Source organism: Pantoea sp. AS-PWVM4 (assembly GCF_000468095.1).
GTDB lineage: Bacteria > Pseudomonadota > Gammaproteobacteria > Enterobacterales > Enterobacteriaceae > Pantoea > Pantoea phytobeneficialis.
Map to the genome: position 1 here is coordinate 1 of NZ_ASZC01000004.1, position 18,384 is coordinate 18,384.

Annotated in this window: 17 protein-coding genes and 1 pseudogene; 13 read left to right on the plus strand and 5 right to left on the minus strand. The window is 54.3% G+C overall.

Annotated features, from left to right (window positions below; genetic code table 11):
- Positions 1 to 291 precede the first annotated feature (291 nt).
- A complete protein-coding gene (gene pspF, locus L579_RS04660) occupies positions 292 to 1,287 on the minus strand; it encodes a phage shock protein operon transcriptional activator (RefSeq protein ID WP_036625167.1) in 996 nt (331 codons plus the stop codon).
- A gap of 163 nt (positions 1,288 to 1,450) precedes the next feature.
- Here pspF and pspA point away from each other — a divergent pair, with 163 nt between their 5' ends.
- The 7 genes from pspA to tyrR all read left to right on the plus strand — a co-directional run bounded on the left by pspA (position 1,451) and on the right by tyrR (position 7,219).
- Positions 1,451 to 2,116, plus strand: a complete 666-nt coding sequence (gene pspA, locus L579_RS04665) for a phage shock protein PspA (protein WP_021183125.1) — start codon at positions 1,451 to 1,453, stop codon at positions 2,114 to 2,116.
- A gap of 42 nt (positions 2,117 to 2,158) precedes the next feature.
- Entirely contained in the window at positions 2,159 to 2,386 is a 228-nt protein-coding gene (gene pspB / locus L579_RS04670; RefSeq protein ID WP_013509216.1) for an envelope stress response membrane protein PspB, read from the plus strand.
- Positions 2,383 to 2,742 (plus strand): envelope stress response membrane protein PspC, encoded by a 360-nt coding sequence (gene pspC, locus L579_RS04675; RefSeq protein WP_021183126.1) that lies wholly within the window; start codon positions 2,383 to 2,385, stop codon positions 2,740 to 2,742. Before pspB ends, pspC begins: the two co-directional genes overlap by 4 nt.
- Positions 2,742 to 3,005 carry a phage shock protein PspD gene (gene pspD / locus L579_RS04680; protein WP_036625170.1) on the plus strand — a complete coding sequence of 88 codons (264 nt, stop codon included), beginning with the start codon at positions 2,742 to 2,744 and terminating at the stop codon, positions 3,003 to 3,005. The genes pspC and pspD overlap by 1 nt, the downstream gene beginning before the upstream one ends.
- On the plus strand, positions 2,986 to 4,371 hold the full coding sequence (locus tag L579_RS04685) for a YcjX family protein (RefSeq protein ID WP_021183128.1): 1,386 nt from the start codon (positions 2,986 to 2,988) through the stop codon (positions 4,369 to 4,371). Before pspD ends, L579_RS04685 begins: the two co-directional genes overlap by 20 nt.
- Complete coding sequence (locus tag L579_RS04690; protein ID WP_021183129.1) at positions 4,368 to 5,441, plus strand: YcjF family protein; 1,074 nt, start codon at positions 4,368 to 4,370, stop codon at positions 5,439 to 5,441. The genes L579_RS04685 and L579_RS04690 overlap by 4 nt, the downstream gene beginning before the upstream one ends.
- A gap of 212 nt (positions 5,442 to 5,653) precedes the next feature.
- A complete protein-coding gene (tyrR, locus tag L579_RS04695; protein ID WP_021183131.1) occupies positions 5,654 to 7,219 on the plus strand; it encodes a transcriptional regulator TyrR in 1,566 nt (521 codons plus the stop codon).
- An 89-nt stretch (positions 7,220 to 7,308) separates the two neighbouring features.
- Here the strand turns inward: tyrR and tpx are convergent, their stop codons facing one another.
- Entirely contained in the window at positions 7,309 to 7,812 is a 504-nt protein-coding gene (gene tpx, locus L579_RS04700) for a thiol peroxidase (protein ID WP_021183132.1), read from the minus strand.
- 153 nt (positions 7,813 to 7,965) lie between these two features.
- Here tpx and ycjG point away from each other — a divergent pair, with 153 nt between their 5' ends.
- On the plus strand, positions 7,966 to 8,952 hold the full coding sequence (ycjG, locus tag L579_RS04705; RefSeq protein ID WP_021183133.1) for an L-Ala-D/L-Glu epimerase: 987 nt from the start codon (positions 7,966 to 7,968) through the stop codon (positions 8,950 to 8,952).
- On the opposite strand, the gene mpaA is transcribed toward ycjG, so the two are convergent.
- Positions 8,921 to 9,634, minus strand: a complete 714-nt coding sequence (gene mpaA, locus L579_RS04710; protein ID WP_021183134.1) for a murein tripeptide amidase MpaA — start codon at positions 9,632 to 9,634, stop codon at positions 8,921 to 8,923. The two genes, ycjG and mpaA, sit on opposite strands and share 32 nt — an antisense overlap.
- A gap of 224 nt (positions 9,635 to 9,858) precedes the next feature.
- On the opposite strand from mpaA, the gene L579_RS04715 reads away from it, so the two are divergent.
- The 3 genes from L579_RS04715 to L579_RS24010 all read left to right on the plus strand — a co-directional run bounded on the left by L579_RS04715 (position 9,859) and on the right by L579_RS24010 (position 13,043).
- Positions 9,859 to 11,478 (plus strand): peptide ABC transporter substrate-binding protein, encoded by a 1,620-nt coding sequence (locus L579_RS04715; protein ID WP_021183135.1) that lies wholly within the window; start codon positions 9,859 to 9,861, stop codon positions 11,476 to 11,478.
- Between the two features lie 117 nt (positions 11,479 to 11,595).
- A complete protein-coding gene (zntB, locus tag L579_RS04720; RefSeq protein WP_021183136.1) occupies positions 11,596 to 12,579 on the plus strand; it encodes a zinc transporter ZntB in 984 nt (327 codons plus the stop codon).
- Positions 12,580 to 12,896: 317 nt separating this feature from the next.
- Entirely contained in the window at positions 12,897 to 13,043 is a 147-nt protein-coding gene (locus L579_RS24010; RefSeq protein WP_021183137.1) for a hypothetical protein, read from the plus strand.
- 51 nt (positions 13,044 to 13,094) lie between these two features.
- On the opposite strand, the gene ttcA is transcribed toward L579_RS24010, so the two are convergent.
- Together ttcA and L579_RS24320 are read right to left on the minus strand one after the other, a co-directional pair.
- Positions 13,095 to 14,030, minus strand: a complete 936-nt coding sequence (gene ttcA / locus L579_RS04725) for a tRNA 2-thiocytidine(32) synthetase TtcA (protein ID WP_021183138.1) — start codon at positions 14,028 to 14,030, stop codon at positions 13,095 to 13,097.
- A gap of 58 nt (positions 14,031 to 14,088) precedes the next feature.
- Positions 14,089 to 14,317 (minus strand): annotated as a pseudogene (locus L579_RS24320) (site-specific integrase); the annotation flags it as partial.
- Positions 14,318 to 14,802: 485 nt separating this feature from the next.
- Between L579_RS24320 and L579_RS04735 the strand changes: the two are divergent.
- The gene (locus L579_RS04735) at positions 14,803 to 16,935 is read left to right on the plus strand and encodes a TonB-dependent siderophore receptor (RefSeq protein WP_021183140.1); all 2,133 of its coding nucleotides are present in this window, start codon (positions 14,803 to 14,805) and stop codon (positions 16,933 to 16,935) included.
- Between the two features lie 184 nt (positions 16,936 to 17,119).
- On the plus strand, positions 17,120 to 18,325 hold the full coding sequence (locus L579_RS04740; RefSeq protein WP_021183141.1) for an FAD-dependent oxidoreductase: 1,206 nt from the start codon (positions 17,120 to 17,122) through the stop codon (positions 18,323 to 18,325).
- Positions 18,326 to 18,384 lie beyond the last annotated feature (59 nt).

Sequence of the window (18,384 nt, forward strand, 5' to 3'; positions counted from 1 at the left end):
CCCGCTTCTGCGGGCTTTTTTTTCTTCATATTTTGCACTGTACCGGCGTTGTCTGCGGTTGCTCACCCCGGTCACATACTCCGGTATGCTCCCGGGGATTCGCGCCCTTGCCGCCTTGCTACAGCACAAAATATTTCGAAAAAACCTGTTTACAACAACGTAGCGGCGTTGGCTGCGATTGCTCACCCCGGTCACATACTCAGGTATGCTCCCGTAGCGGCGCGATTTATCGCGCGCCTTTCCAAAACAGCGCGATAAATCGCGCAGCTACGAGTGGGACATGCGCGGGAGTTACCCCTCGTCCCGCACCTGAATCCCGTGCTTCTTCATCATCGCCCGTAGCTGGTGATAGGTCACCCCCAGCAAGTCGGCCGCACGGCGTTGATTATATTTCGCCTCTGCCAGGCTGCGATCGACCAGTTGGCGCTCCTGCTGATTTTGCCATTGACGCAAATCGAGTGGCAGGGCAGGCACGCCACTTTCTCCACTGACCACATCGGGCGCAGGCGTATTTCGCGGCGCAAACGGATTGATAATGATGTTATCCAGTTGAGCGTCGACGCTGTGATGGCGATAAACCGAACGTTCCACCACGTTTTTCAGCTCACGCACGTTACCCGGCCAGCCGTAATTTAATAGCGTCTGCTGCGCCTGTTCGGTGAAACCGGGAAACAGCGGTAAGCCCAGCTCACGGCACATCTGAATCGCAAAGTGCTCCGCCATCACCAGAATATCGCTGCGCCTTTCGCGTAGCGGCGGTAGCTGCACCACATCAAACGCCAGTCGATCCAGCAGGTCGGCGCGAAATTTTCCCGCCGCCGCCAGCGCAGGAAGATCCTCATTGGTGGCACACACCAGACGTACGTTTACCTGCAACGACTGGTTGCCACCCACGCGTTCCAGTTGGCCATATTCAATCACCCGCAGCAGTTTTTCCTGTACCAGCATCGGTGCTGTCGCCAGCTCATCCAGAAATAATGTGCCACCATCGGCACGTTCAAAGCGGCCAAGATGGCGCTTTTGTGCGCCGGTGAATGCTCCCGCCTCATGGCCGAACAATTCAGAGTCGAGCAGGTTTTCATTTAATGCGGCACAGTTCAGGGAGACAAACGGGCCTTGCCAACGGTCGGAGAGAAAATGCAGGCGGCTGGCAATAAGTTCCTTGCCGGTGCCGCGTTCACCAATCACCAGCACCGGTTTTTCCAGTGGGGCAAGGCGGGAAACCTGTTCCAGCACTTCAAGAAAGTTGTTAGATTCGCCCAACAGGTTGTCGTTGCCATTCGCCATGATGAATTTCACTATCAGTTAATCAATTTCACTACCTTAAGGGAAAAAGTGGAGAGTGTAAAATAATCAATTGCAGTTAATTCAATAAGATAAAAATTGGCACGCCTTTTGTATTAGTGATGAGCGCCTTGCGCCAACCTATGACACTTAGAGGAACATCATTATGGGTATTTTTTCTCGTTTTGCCGACATCGTGAACGCTAACATCAATTCACTGCTGGAGCGCGCCGAAGATCCGCAGAAACTGGTACGCCTGATGATTCAGGAAATGGAAGACACGCTGGTGGAAGTGCGTTCCACCTCAGCCCGGGCGCTGGCAGAGAAGAAACAACTGCTGCGCCGCATTGAGCAGGCAGATATTCAGCAGGCCGAATGGCAGGAAAAAGCCGAACTGGCGCTGCGCAAAGATAAAGATGACCTGGCGCGTTCGGCGTTGATCGAAAAACAGAAATTGACCGATTTAATCGCGGCGTTGCAGCAGGAAGTGACGCAGGTAGAAGAGACGCTGGAACGGATGAAAGGCGAGATTGGTGAGCTCGAGAAAAAACTCAGCGAAACCCGTGCCCGTCAGCAGGCGCTGACCCTGCGTCATCAGGCCGCCTCTTCATCGCGTGATGTACGTCGCCAGCTCGACAGCGGCAAACTGGACGACGCGATGGCACGTTTCGAATCATTCGAACGTCGTATCGACCACATGGAAGCCGAAGCTGAAAGCCAGCGTTTTGGTAAGCCGAAAAGCCTGGACCAGCAATTCGCAGAATTGAAAGCTGATGACGAAATCAGCCAGCAGTTGGCTGCACTGAAAGAAAAAATGAATCGCGGCGAATAATTGGGCTGCCCCCGCGACCGGTTAAATGATTAAGGAGAGTCAATGAGCGCACTTTTTCTGGCCATACCGCTGACCATCTTCGTGCTGTTTGTCGCACCGATTTGGTTATGGCTCCACTACAGCAACAAACGCAACGGCGGTGCGGAGCTATCATCAAACGATATGCAGCGTTTGCAGCAGCTGACCCAGGATGCACGCCGGATGCGCGAGCGTGTTGAAGCACTGGAAGCGATTCTGGATGCAGAACACCCGAACTGGAGGCAGCCATGAGCGGAAACAGCCTGAAGGGGCGCAAGCTGTGGCGTATTCCTCAGCAGGGCAAAGTGCGTGGCGTCTGCGCGGGCGTGGCCGAATATCTCGACATTCCGGTGACGCTGCTGCGAGTGATTGTGGTGTTGTCGATGTTTTTTGGTTTGTTCGGCTTCACCCTGATCATCTACTTTATTCTTGGCTTTGTGCTGGATGTGAAACCCGATGATGAACCGGCTGACCGCGCGCCGAGCGCCAGCCAGTTGCTGGATGAGCTGGATGACGCGCTCAAATTCGATGAACGCCATGTGCGGGATATTGAACGCTACGTCACCTCGGAAACATTCAGTGTGCGTAGTCGTTTTCGTCAAATCTGATGCTGGAGGTTGCCTTGTCTGACCAACGTTTTTCTACTCTGCGCCGCCGCGCAGCACCGGCGTTGAAGTCGGCGGGGAAATTTATCATTATCAGTGCAGTCACTTACGCGCCTGGCGGCATTGCGGGCTGGGCGGTAAAATCGGTGGCGCGTCGTCCGTTACGTCTGTTACTGGCGGTCGCGCTGGAACCGTTGCTGAGCAAGGTGTTTAACCGCCTGTCAGCACGCTTCATCAGGGAGAGCGATGAAAAGACTGCAAAATGAATTGATGGCGTTGGTGAATCGCGGTGTCGATCGTCATCTGCGCCTTGCCGTGACCGGTCTGAGCCGTAGCGGCAAAACCGCCTTTATTACTTCGCTGGTTAATCAGCTTCTCCATGTTCACAGCGGCTCCCGATTGCCGCTGTTCAGCGTGGTGCGCGAAGAGCGTCTGTTGGGCGTGAAACGGGTGCCGCAGCGCGAATTGGGTACGCCGCGTTTCACCTATGACGAAGGCCTGGCCCAGCTCTATGGCACGCCACCCATTTGGCCCACACCTACCCGGGGTGTCAGCGAAATCCGTCTCGCGCTGCGCTATCGTCCGGATGAATCGCTACTGCGGCATTTCAAAGATACCGCCACGCTGTACCTGGAAATTGTCGATTATCCGGGAGAATGGCTGCTCGATTTACCGATGTTGGCACAGGATTATGCGGGCTGGTCGCGGCAGATGCTCGGTTTGTTGCAGGGCGATCGCGCGATATGGGCGCAGCAGTGGCGCAGCCTGTGTGCCGATCTCGATCCCTATGCCCCTGCTGATGAAAACCGGCTGGCGGCGATTGCCGCTGCCTGGACCGATTATCTGAATCAATGCAAAAACCAGGGTCTGCATTTTATCCAGCCTGGCCGCTTTGTTTTACCGGGAGACATGGCAGGCGCACCGGCGTTGCAGTTTTTCCCGTGGCCGCAGGTGGAGGACATCCAGCGCCAGGCCCCGGCAGGCAGCAACTACGCGATGTTGCAGCAGCGATTTAACTACTATTGCCAGCATGTGGTGAAGGGCTTCTACAAGCATCATTTTCTGCGTTTTGATCGTCAGATTGTCCTGGTCGATTGTTTGCAACCGCTGAACAGCGGGCCGCAGGCGTTTAATGACATGCGACTGGCACTGACGCAACTGATGCAGAGTTTTCATTACGGTCAACGCACGCTGTTTCGCCGCCTGTTCTCCCCGGTGATCGATAAGTTGTTATTCGCGGCCACCAAAGCCGATCACATCACCGCCGATCAGCACGCCAATATGGTGTCGCTGTTACAACAACTGGTGCAGGATGCGTGGCAAAACGCGGCGTTCGAAGGTATCAGCATGGATTGTCTTGGCCTGGCCTCAGTGCAGGCGACCGAGAGTGGGCTGGTGGATCATCGGGGCGAAAAACTGCCAGCGCTGCGCGGGCATCGTCTTGAAGATGGCGAAGCCCTGACATTTTATCCCGGCGAAGTGCCGCCACGTTTGCCTGGCCACAGTTTCTGGCAGCAACAGGGATTTCAGTTTGAACAGTTCCGGCCGCAGCAGCTCGATGTTGATCGTCCACTGCCGCATATTCGCATGGATGCCGCGCTGGAATTTTTACTGGGAGATAAATTGCGATGAACGATGAAACCCCGTTAAAACCGCGGATTGATTTTGCCCGCCCACTGGAAAGCAACGTGGAGAAACCACTGCGTGCCGCGCAGACCTTCGACGCTGATGCCGAAGGAGCCTTTCTTGCTCTGCGTGAAGAGGAGCCGCTGGAGGAGGGCGCGGGTGAAAAAGCGGTGGAAGCCGCCCTGCGTCCGAAACGCAGCCTGTGGCGCAAAATGGTGGGGGCAGGCCTGGCGATTTTTGGTGTTAGCCTGGTGGCCCAGGGGGTGCAGTGGATGCATGATGCCTGGCTGACGCACGACTGGTTTGCGCTGGGCAGCGGCGTGGCGGGTGGCTTGATTGTCGCTGCGGGTGCCGGAGCGTTGGCTGGTGAGTGGCGTCGGTTGTATCGCTTGCGCCAGCGCGCGGAGGAGCGCGATGTGGGGCGCGAGTTGCTGCACAGCCACGGCATCGGTCAGGCGCGCGCGTTCTGTGAAAAACTGGCGCAGCAGGCCCAACTCGATCAAGCGCATCCGGCGTTGCAACGCTGGCACGCGGCGTTGCATGAAACCCATAACGATCGCGAGATCGTCACGTTGTATGCCCAACTGGTGCAACCGGTGCTGGACCGCCAGGCGCGGCGCGAAATCAGTCGCCATGCCGCAGAAGCGACGCTGATGATCGCCGTCAGCCCGCTGGCGCTGGTGGATATGGCGTTTATCGCCTGGCGCAACCTGCGGCTGGTGAACCGCATCGCCACTGTTTACGGCATTGAACTGGGCTATTTTAGTCGTCTGCGCCTGTTCCGTCTGGTGTTGCTGAATATGGCGTTTGCCGGTGCCTCTGAACTGGTGCGCGAAGTGGGTATGGATTGGGTGTCACAGGATATTGCCGCTCGCCTGTCAGCCCGTGCCGCACAGGGGATTGGTGCCGGGCTGTTGACGGCACGCCTTGGCATCAAAGCGATGGAGTTGTGCCGCCCGCTGCCGTGGCTGGAAGATGATAAACCGCGACTGGGTGACTTCCGCCGCGAGCTGATCGGCCAGTTGAAAGAAACCCTGAGCAAAAGTGAGGGCAAAGCAGGGCAGAGTGCTAAATAATCGCTGCCTGCTCACCTTTCACACTAAAAAGTCTGTGAAAGGTGAGATTTTCTTTGTTAATTGTGATTTTTGACGGGATTAATCGTGGTTGTTCCGTTACAATTTTGCCCATCGCCTGCCTCTGACTGTCAACTTTTCCTGACAGGCCCCTTCTGAGGCGTCGCAAGTTAGCGTATTATCACTAAAATCAAAACCTGATTAAGGCCATCGCAATGCGTTTGGAAGTTTTCTGCCAGGACCGTATCGGTCTGGCGCGCGAGCTGCTCGACCTGCTGGTTGCACGCAATATCGACCTGCGCGGCATTGAAATTGCCCCGCTTGGCCGTATCTACCTCAACTTTTCTGCCCTGGAATTCGAATCTTTCAGTTCGCTGATGGCGGAGATCCGCCGTACACCTGGCGTGACAGATGTTCGTACCGTGGCGTACATGCCGTCAGAACGCGAGCACCGTGCGCTCAGCGCCTTGCTGGTGGCGATGCCGGAGCCAGTGCTGTCTATCGACCTGAAATGCAAAGTCGAACTGGCTAACCCGGCAGCACAAAACCTGTTTAACCTCGACGAACAAAAGATCCGCAACCAGAATGCCGGTTCCTTAATCAGCGGTTTTAACTTCCAACGCTGGATTGAAAACGATCGCGTGGAAGCGGAAGTGCAACATGTGGTGATTCAGGGGCGTGATTTCCTGCTGGAAGCACGGCCAATCTATCTGGCGGAAGAAGAGGGCCAGAGCGATCAGCCGGTTGGCGCAATGATCACCCTGAAATCCACCGCCCGCATGGGACGTCAGTTGCAGAATCTGACTGTGACGGATGAATCGGAGTTTGATCATATCGTCGCGGTGACGCCGAAAATGCGTCAGGTGCTGGACCAGGCGCGCAAGCTGGCGATGCACGATGCCCCGTTGCTGATTGTGGGTGACACCGGCACCGGCAAAGATATGCTGGCGCGGGCCTGCCATCTGCGCAGCGCGCGCGGCAAGAAGCCGTTCCTCGCGCTGAACTGCGCCTCGTTGCCCGATGACGTGGCGGAAAGTGAACTGTTTGGTCACGCCGCAGGCGCTTATCCCAATGCGCTGGAAGGCAAAAAAGGCTTCTTCGAGCAGGCTAACGGCGGTTCGGTGTTGCTGGATGAAATCGGTGAGATGTCACCGCGTATGCAAACCAAACTGCTGCGCTTCCTTAACGATGGTACTTTCCGCCGGGTGGGTGAAGAACACGAAGTGCATGTGGACGTGCGCGTGATCTGCGCGACGCAAAAGAATCTGGTGGAACTGGTGCAGCGCGGCGAATTCCGTGAAGACCTGTTTTATCGTCTCAACGTGCTGACGCTCAATCTGCCGCCGCTGCGTGAGCGCCCGCAGGATATCCTGCCGTTGACCGAGATGTTTGTCGCGCGCTTCGCCGATGAACAGGGGTTGCCAAGACCGCGGCTGTCACCGCAACTGACGGCTTTCCTGACACGCTACAGTTGGCCCGGCAACGTGCGACAGCTGAAAAACGCGCTGTATCGCGCGATGACGCAGTTGGAAGGGTACGAGTTGCGCCCACAGGATATCGTCCTGCCGGAACAGGCGTTGGATGTGTCCATGGGGGAAGAGGCGATGGAAGGTACGCTGGATGAGATCACCAGCCGTTTTGAGCGTTCAATCCTGACGCGGCTGTATCTTTCTTATCCCAGTACGCGCAAGTTGGCGAAACGACTCGGTGTATCGCATACCGCGATTGCCAACAAGTTACGTGAATACGGCTTGAGCCAGAAGCGTAACGACAGCGAATAACCTGGAATGATCCCGTAACGGTGCGATTTATCGCGCGATTCTTTATCAGACGCGCGATAAATCGCGCCGCTACGGGTCAGTGCCGTGACTTAGTTCAGTGCAGCCAGCGCCGCATCGTAGTTCGGCTCGCTGGTGATTTCGTTCACCAGTTCGCTGTAAATCACTTTATCGTTTTCATCCAGTACCACCACCGCACGGGCGGTCAGGCCTTTCAGCGCGCCATCGGCAATCGCCACACCGTAATCTTCTTTAAATTCTGCACCGCGCAGCGTTGACAACGTCACCACGTTGTTCAGGCTTTCAGCACCACAGAAACGTGACTGCGCAAACGGCAGGTCAGCGGAGATGCACAGCACCACGGTGTTGTCAGCTTTGCCAGCCAGTTCGTTGAACTTGCGCACAGAAGCGGCACAAACGCCGGTATCAATGCTCGGGAAAATGTTCAGGACTTTACGTTTGCCTGCATACTGAGAAAGGGTCACATCAGCGAGATCTTTAGCTACCAGAGAGAACGGTTTAGCCTGTGCGCCTGCCTGTGGGAACTGGCCTGCTACTGGCACCGGGTTGCCCTGGAAGTGAACATTCTGAGACATACGATTTCCTTTTAACGATGAAAAAATCTGACTTTTACTTGGTCAGAACAGGTATAGCCGTTGTTTATGACATATTTTTTAAGGGTTTTCGAGGGCAAATCGTAGCGGAAACTGCGCCAGCTCGCATTTAAGTGATGGATTTAAGGAGAAATAATGAGAAAGGTAAAAAGTTATCCGGAAGCCTGGCCGCTGCATTCCCCTTTTGTGATTTCGCGTGGTAGCCGCACCGAGGCGCAGGTGGTGGTGGTGGAAATGGAAGAAAATGGCGTTCGCGGCATCGGTGAGGCCACGCCTTACGCGCGCTATGGCGAAAGTGAAGCCTCGGTGCTGGCGCAGATTGCCTCGGTGCTGACGCCGTTGCAGAACGGTATGACGCGCGCGGCGTTACAGCAGGCGCTGCCGGCTGGCGCAGCACGTAACGCGATTGATTGCGCCCTGTGGGATCTGGAGCGCCAGCAACAGCAGCAAAGCCTGGCTGAGTTATGTGGCGTCACTCTGGCATCGCGCATCGTCACCGCCCATACCGTCAGCATCGATACCCCTGACGCTATGGCCAGTAGCGCGCTGGCGCTGTGGCAACATGGCGCGCAGCTTTTGAAAATCAAGCTGGATAATAACTTTATCAGCGAACGTCTGGTCGCCATTCGCAGCGCGGTGCCGGAGGCCACGCTGATTGTCGATGCTAACGAATCGTGGCAGGCAGAAGGTCTGGCGGCGCGCTGCCAGTTGCTGGCCGACCTCGGGGTGGCAATGCTGGAGCAACCATTGCCCGCCGCGCATGACGCCACGTTAGCGAATTTTATCCACCCGCTGCCGATTTGCGCCGATGAAAGCTGCCACACGCGTGACAGCCTGGCAGCCCTGCGCGGGCGTTATGACATGGTGAATATCAAACTGGATAAAACCGGTGGCCTGACGGAAGCGCTGGCGTTGGCGGTCAGTGCGCGGCAGCAGGGCTTCGCTATTATGCTCGGCTGTATGCTGTGCACCTCGCGTGCAATTCGGGCGGCCTTACCGCTGACGCCGCTGGCGCAATTCGCCGATCTCGACGGCCCCACCTGGCTGGCCGCAGATGTGGAACCGTCGTTACGCTTTGCCAACGGTGTGCTTATGCCTGCGGCTGCCAGCGTAGCAGATTGATCATGGTTTCCAGATAGACTTCGGTGGCTTCGTCCACCGAAATCGGTGGCATTTCGGCGGTGATGCACAACAGGCCGATATCGTCGCACCAGCTACCGAAGGAACCTGGCGTGGCATAACCGACGCTGCTCACCACCGGCAATTGGGTTTGCTGCGACAGCCACTGCGCCAGCTCGCTGTGATGGGGATCGTCAATGCAGGCGAGTGGTTCATGCCATGTCACCACCCAGCGCGGTTTAAGTTGATGGATTAGCTGGCACAACGCCTGGGTTTCCGGTTCGGAAGAGGGATGCTCGCCAGTCGACAACACCACATCGCGCTCATCCGCCACGCTGTTCCAGCGATACACGGTGTCACCGCTTTGCCAGTTGGCGGCCGGGAAATTACGGTTGAGATCGACACCGCGTGCATTGGCGCGCAGCCCCAACTGACATCCGTCAGGATTCACCGCCAGAATAACGTGATGACGGCGCAGGGATTCCGGCAGGGTACGCATGGCACCGGACAAGGTGGCGACCGCCGCGTTCTCATCGCCGTGGGTACCGGCAATGATCAAACCGCTATCGGCGTCTGCCGCTGGCGCAGGAAACCACAGCAGCGGGGCACCCAATACCGATTGCCCATATTGTTGCCAGACAGCATCCAGCTTGCCGCGCAACGGGCGCGGGTGTAGTGACGACATAAGCAAACTTCCTCGTAGCAGCGCGGTTTATCGCGCGTGTTTTAATGTGCCAACAATTCAAGACATGACGCGAAGTGTGACCGTGGCTCCAGCCTCAACATAACGGTAAACAGCACATCAGAAAATAGCTATTTATCAATCATCAATCTGCGATAAAGTGCCAAAAGTCGCTGGCGGCGCCTCCCTTTTTCGCAGCCGCCTTTTTTCGGGTAAAAGGAGTGGTGATGAAAATAGCGTTTCGCAAGACCCTGGCCGCCTTAATGGTTATCGGTGCTATCACACCGGCGTTGGCCGCTTCCGTGCCATCCGGGGCGCAGTTGGCCCCGGTGCAGGAAATCGTGCGCCACATCAAAGATGAACCCGCCTCGCTCGACCCGATGAAGGCCGTCGGTCTGCCGGAAATCCAGGTGATGCGTGACCTGTTCGAAGGACTGACCAATCAGGATGCGCAAGGTCATATCGTGCCGGGTGTGGCGCAAAGCTGGAGCAGTAACGACAACAAAACCTGGATTTTCAACCTGCGTAAAGATGCGCGCTGGTCCAATGGTGATCCGGTGACCGCCCAGGATTTTGTGTACAGCTGGCAGCGCCTGGTTGATCCGAAAAACAGCTCCCCCTCCGCCTGGTTCGCGGCCCTGAGTGGTATCGAAAATGCCGAGGCCATCACCAAAGGCCAGATGAGTGCCGATAAACTTGGGGTGACGGCACTGGATGGCAATCGACTGAAGGTGACATTGTCACGACCAGTCCCCTGGTTCCCGAGCATGGTTGCCAATGCCGCTTTGTTTCCGGTGCCGGAAAAAGTTATCGCCGAGTCCGGTGATGGCTGGACGGCGCCGGGCAAGCTGGTCGGCAATGGTGCCTATCAGCTTCAGTCGCGGGTGGTGAACGAGAAAATTGTGCTGGTGCGCAACCCGCATTATTGGGATGACGCCCATTCGGTGCTGACCAAAGTCACCTTTATCCCCATCAATGAAGAATCAAGCGCCACCAAACGCTACCGTGCTGGTGATATCGATATCACCGAATCCTTCCCGAAAAACATGTATGCGTTGTTGAAGAAGGAGCTGCCGGGCCAGGTCTATACCCCGGACCAGCTAGGCACTTACTATTACGCCTTTAACACCGAAAAAGGCCCAACGGCGGATGTACGGGTGCGCAAAGCGCTGACATGGACTATCGATCGCCGCATCATCGCGGAAAAAGTGTTAGGTACCGGTGAGAAACCGGCCTGGCATTTCACGCCGGATGTCACCGCAGGTTTTACCCCGCAGCAGAGCTACCTGCAACAGCACAGTCAGCAGGAGTTAAACGCTCAGGCCAAAGCGCTGCTGAGTGCCGCCGGGTATGGTCCGGCTAAACCGCTGCACCTGTCGTTGTTGTATAACACCTCAGAAAGTCACCAGAAGATCGCTATCGCGGTGGCGTCGATGTGGAAAAAGAATCTGGGGGTTGATGTCACGCTGCAAAACCAGGAGTGGAAAACCTACATCGACAGCCGTAACAGCGGCAACTTCGATGTGATCCGTGCCTCCTGGGTGGGGGACTATAACGAACCGTCCACTTTCCTCAGCCTGCTGACCTCCAGTCATACCGGTAATATCGCGCGTTTCCGTAACGCGGATTATGATGCGGTGATGGCAAAAGCCAGTAACGAGACGAGCGCGCAGGCGCGTAATCAGGACTACAACCGCGCCGAGCAAATTCTGGCGATGCAGGCCCCGATTGCGCCGATTTATCAGTACACCAATGGGCGTCTGATTAAGCCGTGGGTGAAGGGCTACCCGATCACCAACCCGGAAGATGTGGCCTACAGTCGCGAACTGTGGATTGCTAAACACTAAGTTACCTTTCTGGCGGCCTTTCTGGCCGCCTGTCATGTTTGCTCACAGCCTGAAGATTGCAACTCGTCGCCGCCACGCTAGACTGTATCGTATTGATTTTGATAGAGAGGCGAGTACGTGAACGTCATTGAAGGTAAAGCATTGCAGGTTTCGGATGCCATTGTGGCTTGTCAGCTTGACGGTCAGGGGGGATTGATCGCCATTGAGGACACTGACGTCGTCAATTGTGAGCGCCCCTGCTGGTTGCACCTCAACTACACCCAGCAGCAAAGCGCTGAATGGTTGCAAAACACCCCGTTAATTCCCGACTCGGTGCGTGATGCGCTGGCGGGCGACAGCATGCGCCCGCGTGTTACACGTCTGGGTGATGGCTTTATGATTGTGCTGCGCAGCGTCAATCACAACAGCGACTCGCGCCCGGATCAACTGGTGGCGATGCGGGTGTTTATTAATGACAAACTGATTGTCTCGACGCGACGTCGCAAGGTGTACGCGATTGATGAAGTGCTTACCGATCTGCAAAACGGTAACGGTCCGGTGGACGGTGGTAGCTGGCTGGTTGACGTTTGTGATGCACTTACCGATCACGCCAGCGAATTTATTGAAGAGATGCACGATAAGATTATCGAGCTGGAAGATGCGCTGATGGATCAGCAGATCCCACCACGCGGTGAGCTGGCGCTGCTGCGCAAGCAATTGATTGTGATGCGACGTTATATGGCCCCGCAGCGCGATGTCTATGCGCGACTGGCGAGCGAGAAGCTCGGCTGGATGGATGATGATGAACGGCGGCGTATGCAGGATATCGCCGATCGCCTGGGTCGTGGACTGGACGATCTGGATGCCGGTGTGGCGCGCACCGCCGTGCTGACCGATGAAATTGCGTCGGTGATGGCGGAAGCGATGAACCGTCGTACTTACACCATGTCTCTGCTGGCGATGATTTTCCTGCCGACCACTTTTTTAACCGGCCTGTTTGGTGTCAACCTTGGTGGAATACCGGGTGGCGCGTGGCATATGGGCTTCAGCGTTTTCTGTTTTTTACTGCTGGTGTTGGTGGTGGGACTCGCCTGGTGGTTAAGACGGCGTAAATGGTTATAAGTGCATTGCGAATGTTAACAATGGGTTATCGAAAGGTAACTCGCTGTAAATTAAGGCCAGAAGGGCAAAAAAGCGGAAAAAAACTGATCGACGTCAATATCCGCAACCGACAACAGGGGCAAACTCTCTCTCGCAGGTGAATGCAACGTCAAGCGATGGGCGTTGCGCTCCATATTGTCTTACTTCCTTTTTTGAATTACTGCATAGCACATTTGATTCGTACAACGCCGGCTTATCCGCCGGCTTTTTTTTGCCCGTTTGCCAGTGCCGGTGACCTTTTCCTATGCTTAAAGGACATTCGCAACCAGGAGAAGGGCATGCAAACTTTCCACGCCACCGATCCCATTCCAACCGATCCACCTCCCATCCCGGAGCCGATTCCGCGTCCACAACCGTTGCCGGAACCTGATCCGCCATACGATCCCGAATATCCACCGATCATTGATCCACCGCCACATCGTTAATAAAAAAGGCGCGTAGCCGAAGCGACGCGCCTTTTTTTGTGCCGGGAGAAATTACTTAATCTGCAACACGTCGAGACGGGCGCTTAAATCGGGTGCGTCTTCCTCTTCCGGCTGCCAGCCCGCAGGTTGTACCGGCAGCGATTCGCGGTCAAACGCCAGATCGCCACCGTCAACCACCGCATCACCGTGCTGAATACCTTTGAAATCAAACAGATTAATATCGGCCATATGCGAAGGGACGATGTTTTGCATCGCGCTGAACATGGTTTCGATCCGTCCCGGATAGCGTTTATCCCAGTCACGCAGCATATCCGCCACCACCTGGCGTTGCAGGTTAGGCTGAGAGCCGCACAGGTTGCACGGAATAATCGGGAACTGACGGGCTTCGGCAAAGCGGATGATGTCTTTCTCGCGGCAGTAGGCCAGCGGGCGGATCACGATATGTTTACCATCGTCGCTCATCAACTTCGGTGGCATACCTTTCATTTTGCCGCCGTAGAACATGTTCAGGAACAGGGTTTGCAGGATGTCATCGCGATGATGTCCGAGCGCGATTTTAGTACAACCCAGTTCCGTCGCGGTGCGGTAAAGAATGCCACGACGCAGGCGTGAACACAGCGAACAGGTGGTTTTTCCTTCCGGGATTTTCTCTTTAACGATGGAGTAGGTGTCTTCGTTAACGATTTTATACTCAACGCCCAGTGCATCCAGATAAGCTGGCAGCACATGTTCCGGGAAACCGGGTTGTTTCTGGTCGAGATTGACCGCCACCAGGGAGAAGTTAACCGGCGCGCTTTGTTGCAGATTGCGCAGAATTTCCAGCAGGGTATAGCTGTCTTTACCTCCAGACAGGCACACCATGATGCGATCGCCTTCTTCAATCATATTGAAATCGGCAATCGCTTCGCCCACGTTACGACGCAGACGCTTTTGCAGTTTGTTCAGGTTGTACTGCTCTTTTTTTGTATTATCTTGATTATGTTGCATTATTTACTGTCTCAGCCAGCGATTTTCAGCAAAAGGGGCATGACGGGGGCACTATCCACTACCAGGCGACTGTAGCGTTCAGTATTTTAACCTGCTTGCTATTCATCTCTTCAATCCCCGTAGCATTAATCTGGTACACCCTCTGCGCATTCTCGAACCCCATCTGATTCGCAATAAACGACGGGACCGCACCTGCTGGCATCAGCCAGCAGGCAAAAAGTATGCCGCGTATGGTACGGATTACGGCGGCGAATGCCAGCACGTTTTATAGCAGCATTCCAGGCTGCCTCCGATCATGCTCGGTGCTGAAGGGTGACGTTAACGATAAGCCGTTTGGTAACGTGGAATACACCCTTGCAAAAAGTAATAAGTATCATTATCTTTCGCGATCTGCGCGCATAGAATGTAGTAGTAAAGCGAAAAATACAGGCAAAAAAAGCAAGGTTAATTTCAATTTGTCGATGATTGTCCGGCAAGGTAATCTCAATTTAAAGCAATGAAATATAAATATTTATTTGTATTGTTAACATCCATTTTGTTGCCAGAGGAGTGGAGAGGGCATCTGTAGCGGAAAAGCTAAAATTTATATTTACTACTACATCCCCTCATGTTTGAATGATTATCAATTACATTATCAACTGCGCCTTGTCTTGATAACAATACCGGACCTGCCGATCACGCACTTCCGCGCAACAACAGCCGGCAGCATGACAGGATTGCGTCAGAGTATGAAAAATCAGTTTGTGATAATTGCCAGGGAAAAAAATCAGAAATGAATGAATATAAAAATATTCAACACCACAAGCGCCCTTTGGGGAAAATATGGCTTGCGGTATATAGTGGTGCGTTAATTTCTTCAGGTGGCAGCTATGCCGCTACCGACAATAATACCTTGACGGTGACTGCCGCCCAACAGACCGAACAACCCGACACCGGATATTCCAGCCCAACTACGTCGGTCGCCAGTAAAACGCCCACCTCTAAACTGAATGAAGCGCAGTCGGTGAGCGTGGTGACAAATAAACAACTGAGTGATTATCAATCCACCACCCTGTCCGATGCTATGCGTTTTGTTAGTGGCGCTGCGCAGGCGAATACGCTGGGCCAGACGGAAGATGGTATTGTTCGCCGCGGTTTTGGTTCAAACTCCGATGGTTCTGTGTTCCGTGACGGTATCCGTAGTAGCCAGGGACTTAATCTTGATGCCACCACGGATCACGTTGAAGTGTTGAAAGGGTCGTCTTCGCTGTTATACGGTATTTTAAATCCCGGTGGGATGATTAATGTCGTGAGTAAAAAACCGCAATATGAGTGGCACACCATTGTTGGTGGACACTACAACAGTACTGGAGGCGGTGCAGGAAATATTGATATTACCGGCCCACTGGGCAATGGTTTTGCTTTCCGTCTGATTGCCGAAAAACAAGCGCAGAATTACTGGCGCGGATACGGCAATGAAAAGCATAATCTGCTGGCACCTTCATTACAGTGGTATGGCGAAAAAGCCAGTTTTAATATCAGCTATGAAAGTTATCAGTATGATATTCCGTACGATCGCGGCACGGCATTTATTAATGGGAAACCGATCAATATCGGTTATAAAACCCGGCTGGATGATTATTCCAACCATGCGTGGGGGCGTAATCAGACCTTCAACAGCTACTGGGATTATCAGTTCAATGACATTTGGTCGACCCGCGTTACCGTAGGGATGAACCAGCGCAAGTACAACAGCAATACCGTGACAACCACCGCCATTAATACAACCACCGGTGTCGTTACGCGACGTCCAGATGCCTTCCGCGGCTTTAACCACAAAACAAAATATGTTTCGTGGGATGCCATCGGTACGCCCGAAATATTTGGCATGACGCATAACCTGGTGGTCGGTACTGATTATGAAATGAACCAAACCTACCGTGCACACGCTTATAACGGTACAAAAAATACTGACTTCACTCTGAGCAACCCGGTTTATGGATTAGCAACCATCACCGACAGCAGTACGGAAAAAACTGCCGACAGTAATCTGCTCAATCGCATTCACAACCGCTCGGTCTATTTTAAAGACAATATTGACCTGACGTCGCAATGGACCGTGGTAGCTGGCGCCCGTTATCAGCACTTCGAACAACGCGAATCAAGAGGCAGTGATTCCACACTGACTTATAGCGATGAAGGTAATAAGTTTTTGCCTCAAACAGGGCTGATTTATAAGCTGACACCGACAGTATCTTTCTATGGCAGTTTGAGTAAATCGTTTACGCCATCGACTAATCCGGATGACAACGGCGACGTTGAAGCTCCTGAACAGGGTACGACCTATGAAGTCGGCAGCAAATGGCAGATGACACCGGCACTGCTTGCCACGGTTGCGCTCTACCGTATAGATGAGCGCAATGTTGCCTTAGCATTAAACGATGGAACCTATGCCGTAGATAAAGCTCGTTCCAGTGGCATTGAATTAGAGGTTAACGGTGAGATTTATCCTGACTGGGATATTAGCGCCAATTACAGTTACAACGAGGCGAAAATCGTTAACGATAAAACCGACCCGACTAATAATGGCAACCGTCTGCAAAACGCACCACGAAATTCCGGTGCGGTCTATTTAAGCCACGATCTGCGCTTCAATCTGTTGCCGGGCAGTTTCCGTATCGGCGGCGGGGTTCGTTATATGGGCACGCGTGCGGGTGATCCGAGCAACAGTTTCACCCTGCCTGCTTACACCGTCGCGGACAGTTTTATTGGTTGGGACAATCAACTGCTGGGTAAAAAAACGCATTTACAATTAAACCTCAACAACTTGTTTAACAAGCATTATTACACCTCCAGTGGTGGCAATTTGCGCGTTGCTGAAGGTGAAACGCGCAACCTGGTGCTCAGCGCAAGCGTCGAGTTCTGAGGCTGAGGTTCTTCACCGTTATTGCAAAATAGTTCAGGAATACCAAACGGCTCTGTCGGATCGGGAGCCGTTTATTATTACGACCATGACGTCATGGGTGGACATTAAGCCCCGCAGCACCAATCGCTATACACAAATGATAATTATTATCATAAACTCTGGTGGTGCTGACCAAGGAGCGATAATGAAGCCTGAAGCGAATGCGATCCTGAACACCGATTGCTGCATTGTTGGCGGCGGTCCGGCCGGGTTGATGCTGGGGTATCTGCTGGTGCGTGCCGGTCTGCGGGTGGTGGTGATTGAAAAACATGCCGATTTTCTGCGTGATTTTCGTGGTGATACCATTCATCCTTCGACCCTGGAGATCATGCATCAGCTTGGTCTGGTGGAGGAACTGCTGCAACTGCCGCATCAGCGTGCCGAAAAGTTACAGGCGGAAATCGCCGGTCAGGAAGTGACGATGGCCGATTTCTCCCGCCTTCCCGTCCAGTACCGTTTTATCGCCTTTATGCCGCAATGGGATTTCCTCAACTTTCTCGCACAGCAAAGCGCGCGCTTTGCCGGATTTACCTTGCTGCAATCCACCACGTTTGATCGCTTCATCGACAATCAGGGGCGCGTGGGTGGCATTCACGCCATCACCGAACAGGGGCCGGTGGAGATCCGATCGCAGCTGGTGGTCGGCGCTGATGGACGAAACTCCGCCGTCCGTGCCGCTGCCGGGTTAACCAGCCAGGCGTTTGGTGCGTCGCGCGATGTGGTTTGGTTCCGGCTGGATAAGCAGCAGGGCGATCCCACCTGGGGCATGGGGCATAAAGGGCCACGGCAAAACTTTATCGTTATAGACCGGGGTGAGTATTGGCAATGTGGCTACACCATCCCCAAAGGAGAGTTTGCTGCGCTGCAAACGGCGGGTCTGGAGCCATTCAAGGCGGCGATTGCGCAAGTCGCGCCCTTTGATGTGGCACGACTGTCTCAGATTGACGACTGGCAGCAATTTAAGTTGCTGTCGATCCGTATTGACCGCCTCGATAGTTGGATGAAACCCGGCGTACTCTGCATCGGTGATGCGGCGCACGCCATGTCGCCGATTGGCGGTGTTGGCGTGAATCTGGCGATACAGGATGCGGTCGCCGCCGCCAATTATCTGACGCAGCCGTTGCGCAGGGGAGATGTCACCCTGCGTGACCTGGCGAGAGTCCAGAAGCGGCGTCAGTTCCCGACGGTGGCCACCCAGTTCCTGCAAATTAAAATGAGCAGCAATAAACGCAACCCCGGTAAGAAAAGCCCGATGCCGACCCTTATCCGTCGTTTCCCGTTCCTGCGTTTTGTGTTTGGTCGCCTGATCGGGCTGGGATTCCGTATGGAGAAGCCGCGTTTTTCCGGTTAATCACCGCTCAGAATAAAGATCAGCATTCTTTGCCCGAATTATTTGTGCATTTATTGATC

What these genes read in the sequence shown, in the direction of transcription:
- pspC (WP_021183126.1), top strand. Translation starts at nt 2,383, where the DNA reads ATGAGCGGAAACAGCCTGAAGGGGCGCAAGCTGTGGCGTATTCCTCAG.
- L579_RS04685 (WP_021183128.1), top strand. Translation starts at nt 2,986, where the DNA reads ATGAAAAGACTGCAAAATGAATTGATGGCGTTGGTGAATCGCGGTGTC.
- pspF (WP_036625167.1), bottom strand. Translation starts at nt 1,287, where the DNA reads ATGGCGAATGGCAACGACAACCTGTTGGGCGAATCTAACAACTTTCTT.
- pspB (WP_013509216.1), top strand. Translation starts at nt 2,159, where the DNA reads ATGAGCGCACTTTTTCTGGCCATACCGCTGACCATCTTCGTGCTGTTT.
- ycjG (WP_021183133.1), top strand. Translation starts at nt 7,966, where the DNA reads ATGAGAAAGGTAAAAAGTTATCCGGAAGCCTGGCCGCTGCATTCCCCT.
- mpaA (WP_021183134.1), bottom strand. Translation starts at nt 9,634, where the DNA reads ATGTCGTCACTACACCCGCGCCCGTTGCGCGGCAAGCTGGATGCTGTC.
- pspD (WP_036625170.1), top strand. Translation starts at nt 2,742, where the DNA reads ATGCTGGAGGTTGCCTTGTCTGACCAACGTTTTTCTACTCTGCGCCGC.
- L579_RS04740 (WP_021183141.1), top strand. Translation starts at nt 17,120, where the DNA reads ATGAAGCCTGAAGCGAATGCGATCCTGAACACCGATTGCTGCATTGTT.
- L579_RS04690 (WP_021183129.1), top strand. Translation starts at nt 4,368, where the DNA reads ATGAACGATGAAACCCCGTTAAAACCGCGGATTGATTTTGCCCGCCCA.
- L579_RS24010 (WP_021183137.1), top strand. Translation starts at nt 12,897, where the DNA reads ATGCAAACTTTCCACGCCACCGATCCCATTCCAACCGATCCACCTCCC.
- tyrR (WP_021183131.1), top strand. Translation starts at nt 5,654, where the DNA reads ATGCGTTTGGAAGTTTTCTGCCAGGACCGTATCGGTCTGGCGCGCGAG.
- ttcA (WP_021183138.1), bottom strand. Translation starts at nt 14,030, where the DNA reads ATGCAACATAATCAAGATAATACAAAAAAAGAGCAGTACAACCTGAAC.
- pspA (WP_021183125.1), top strand. Translation starts at nt 1,451, where the DNA reads ATGGGTATTTTTTCTCGTTTTGCCGACATCGTGAACGCTAACATCAAT.
- L579_RS04715 (WP_021183135.1), top strand. Translation starts at nt 9,859, where the DNA reads ATGAAAATAGCGTTTCGCAAGACCCTGGCCGCCTTAATGGTTATCGGT.
- tpx (WP_021183132.1), bottom strand. Translation starts at nt 7,812, where the DNA reads ATGTCTCAGAATGTTCACTTCCAGGGCAACCCGGTGCCAGTAGCAGGC.
- L579_RS04735 (WP_021183140.1), top strand. Translation starts at nt 14,803, where the DNA reads ATGAATGAATATAAAAATATTCAACACCACAAGCGCCCTTTGGGGAAA.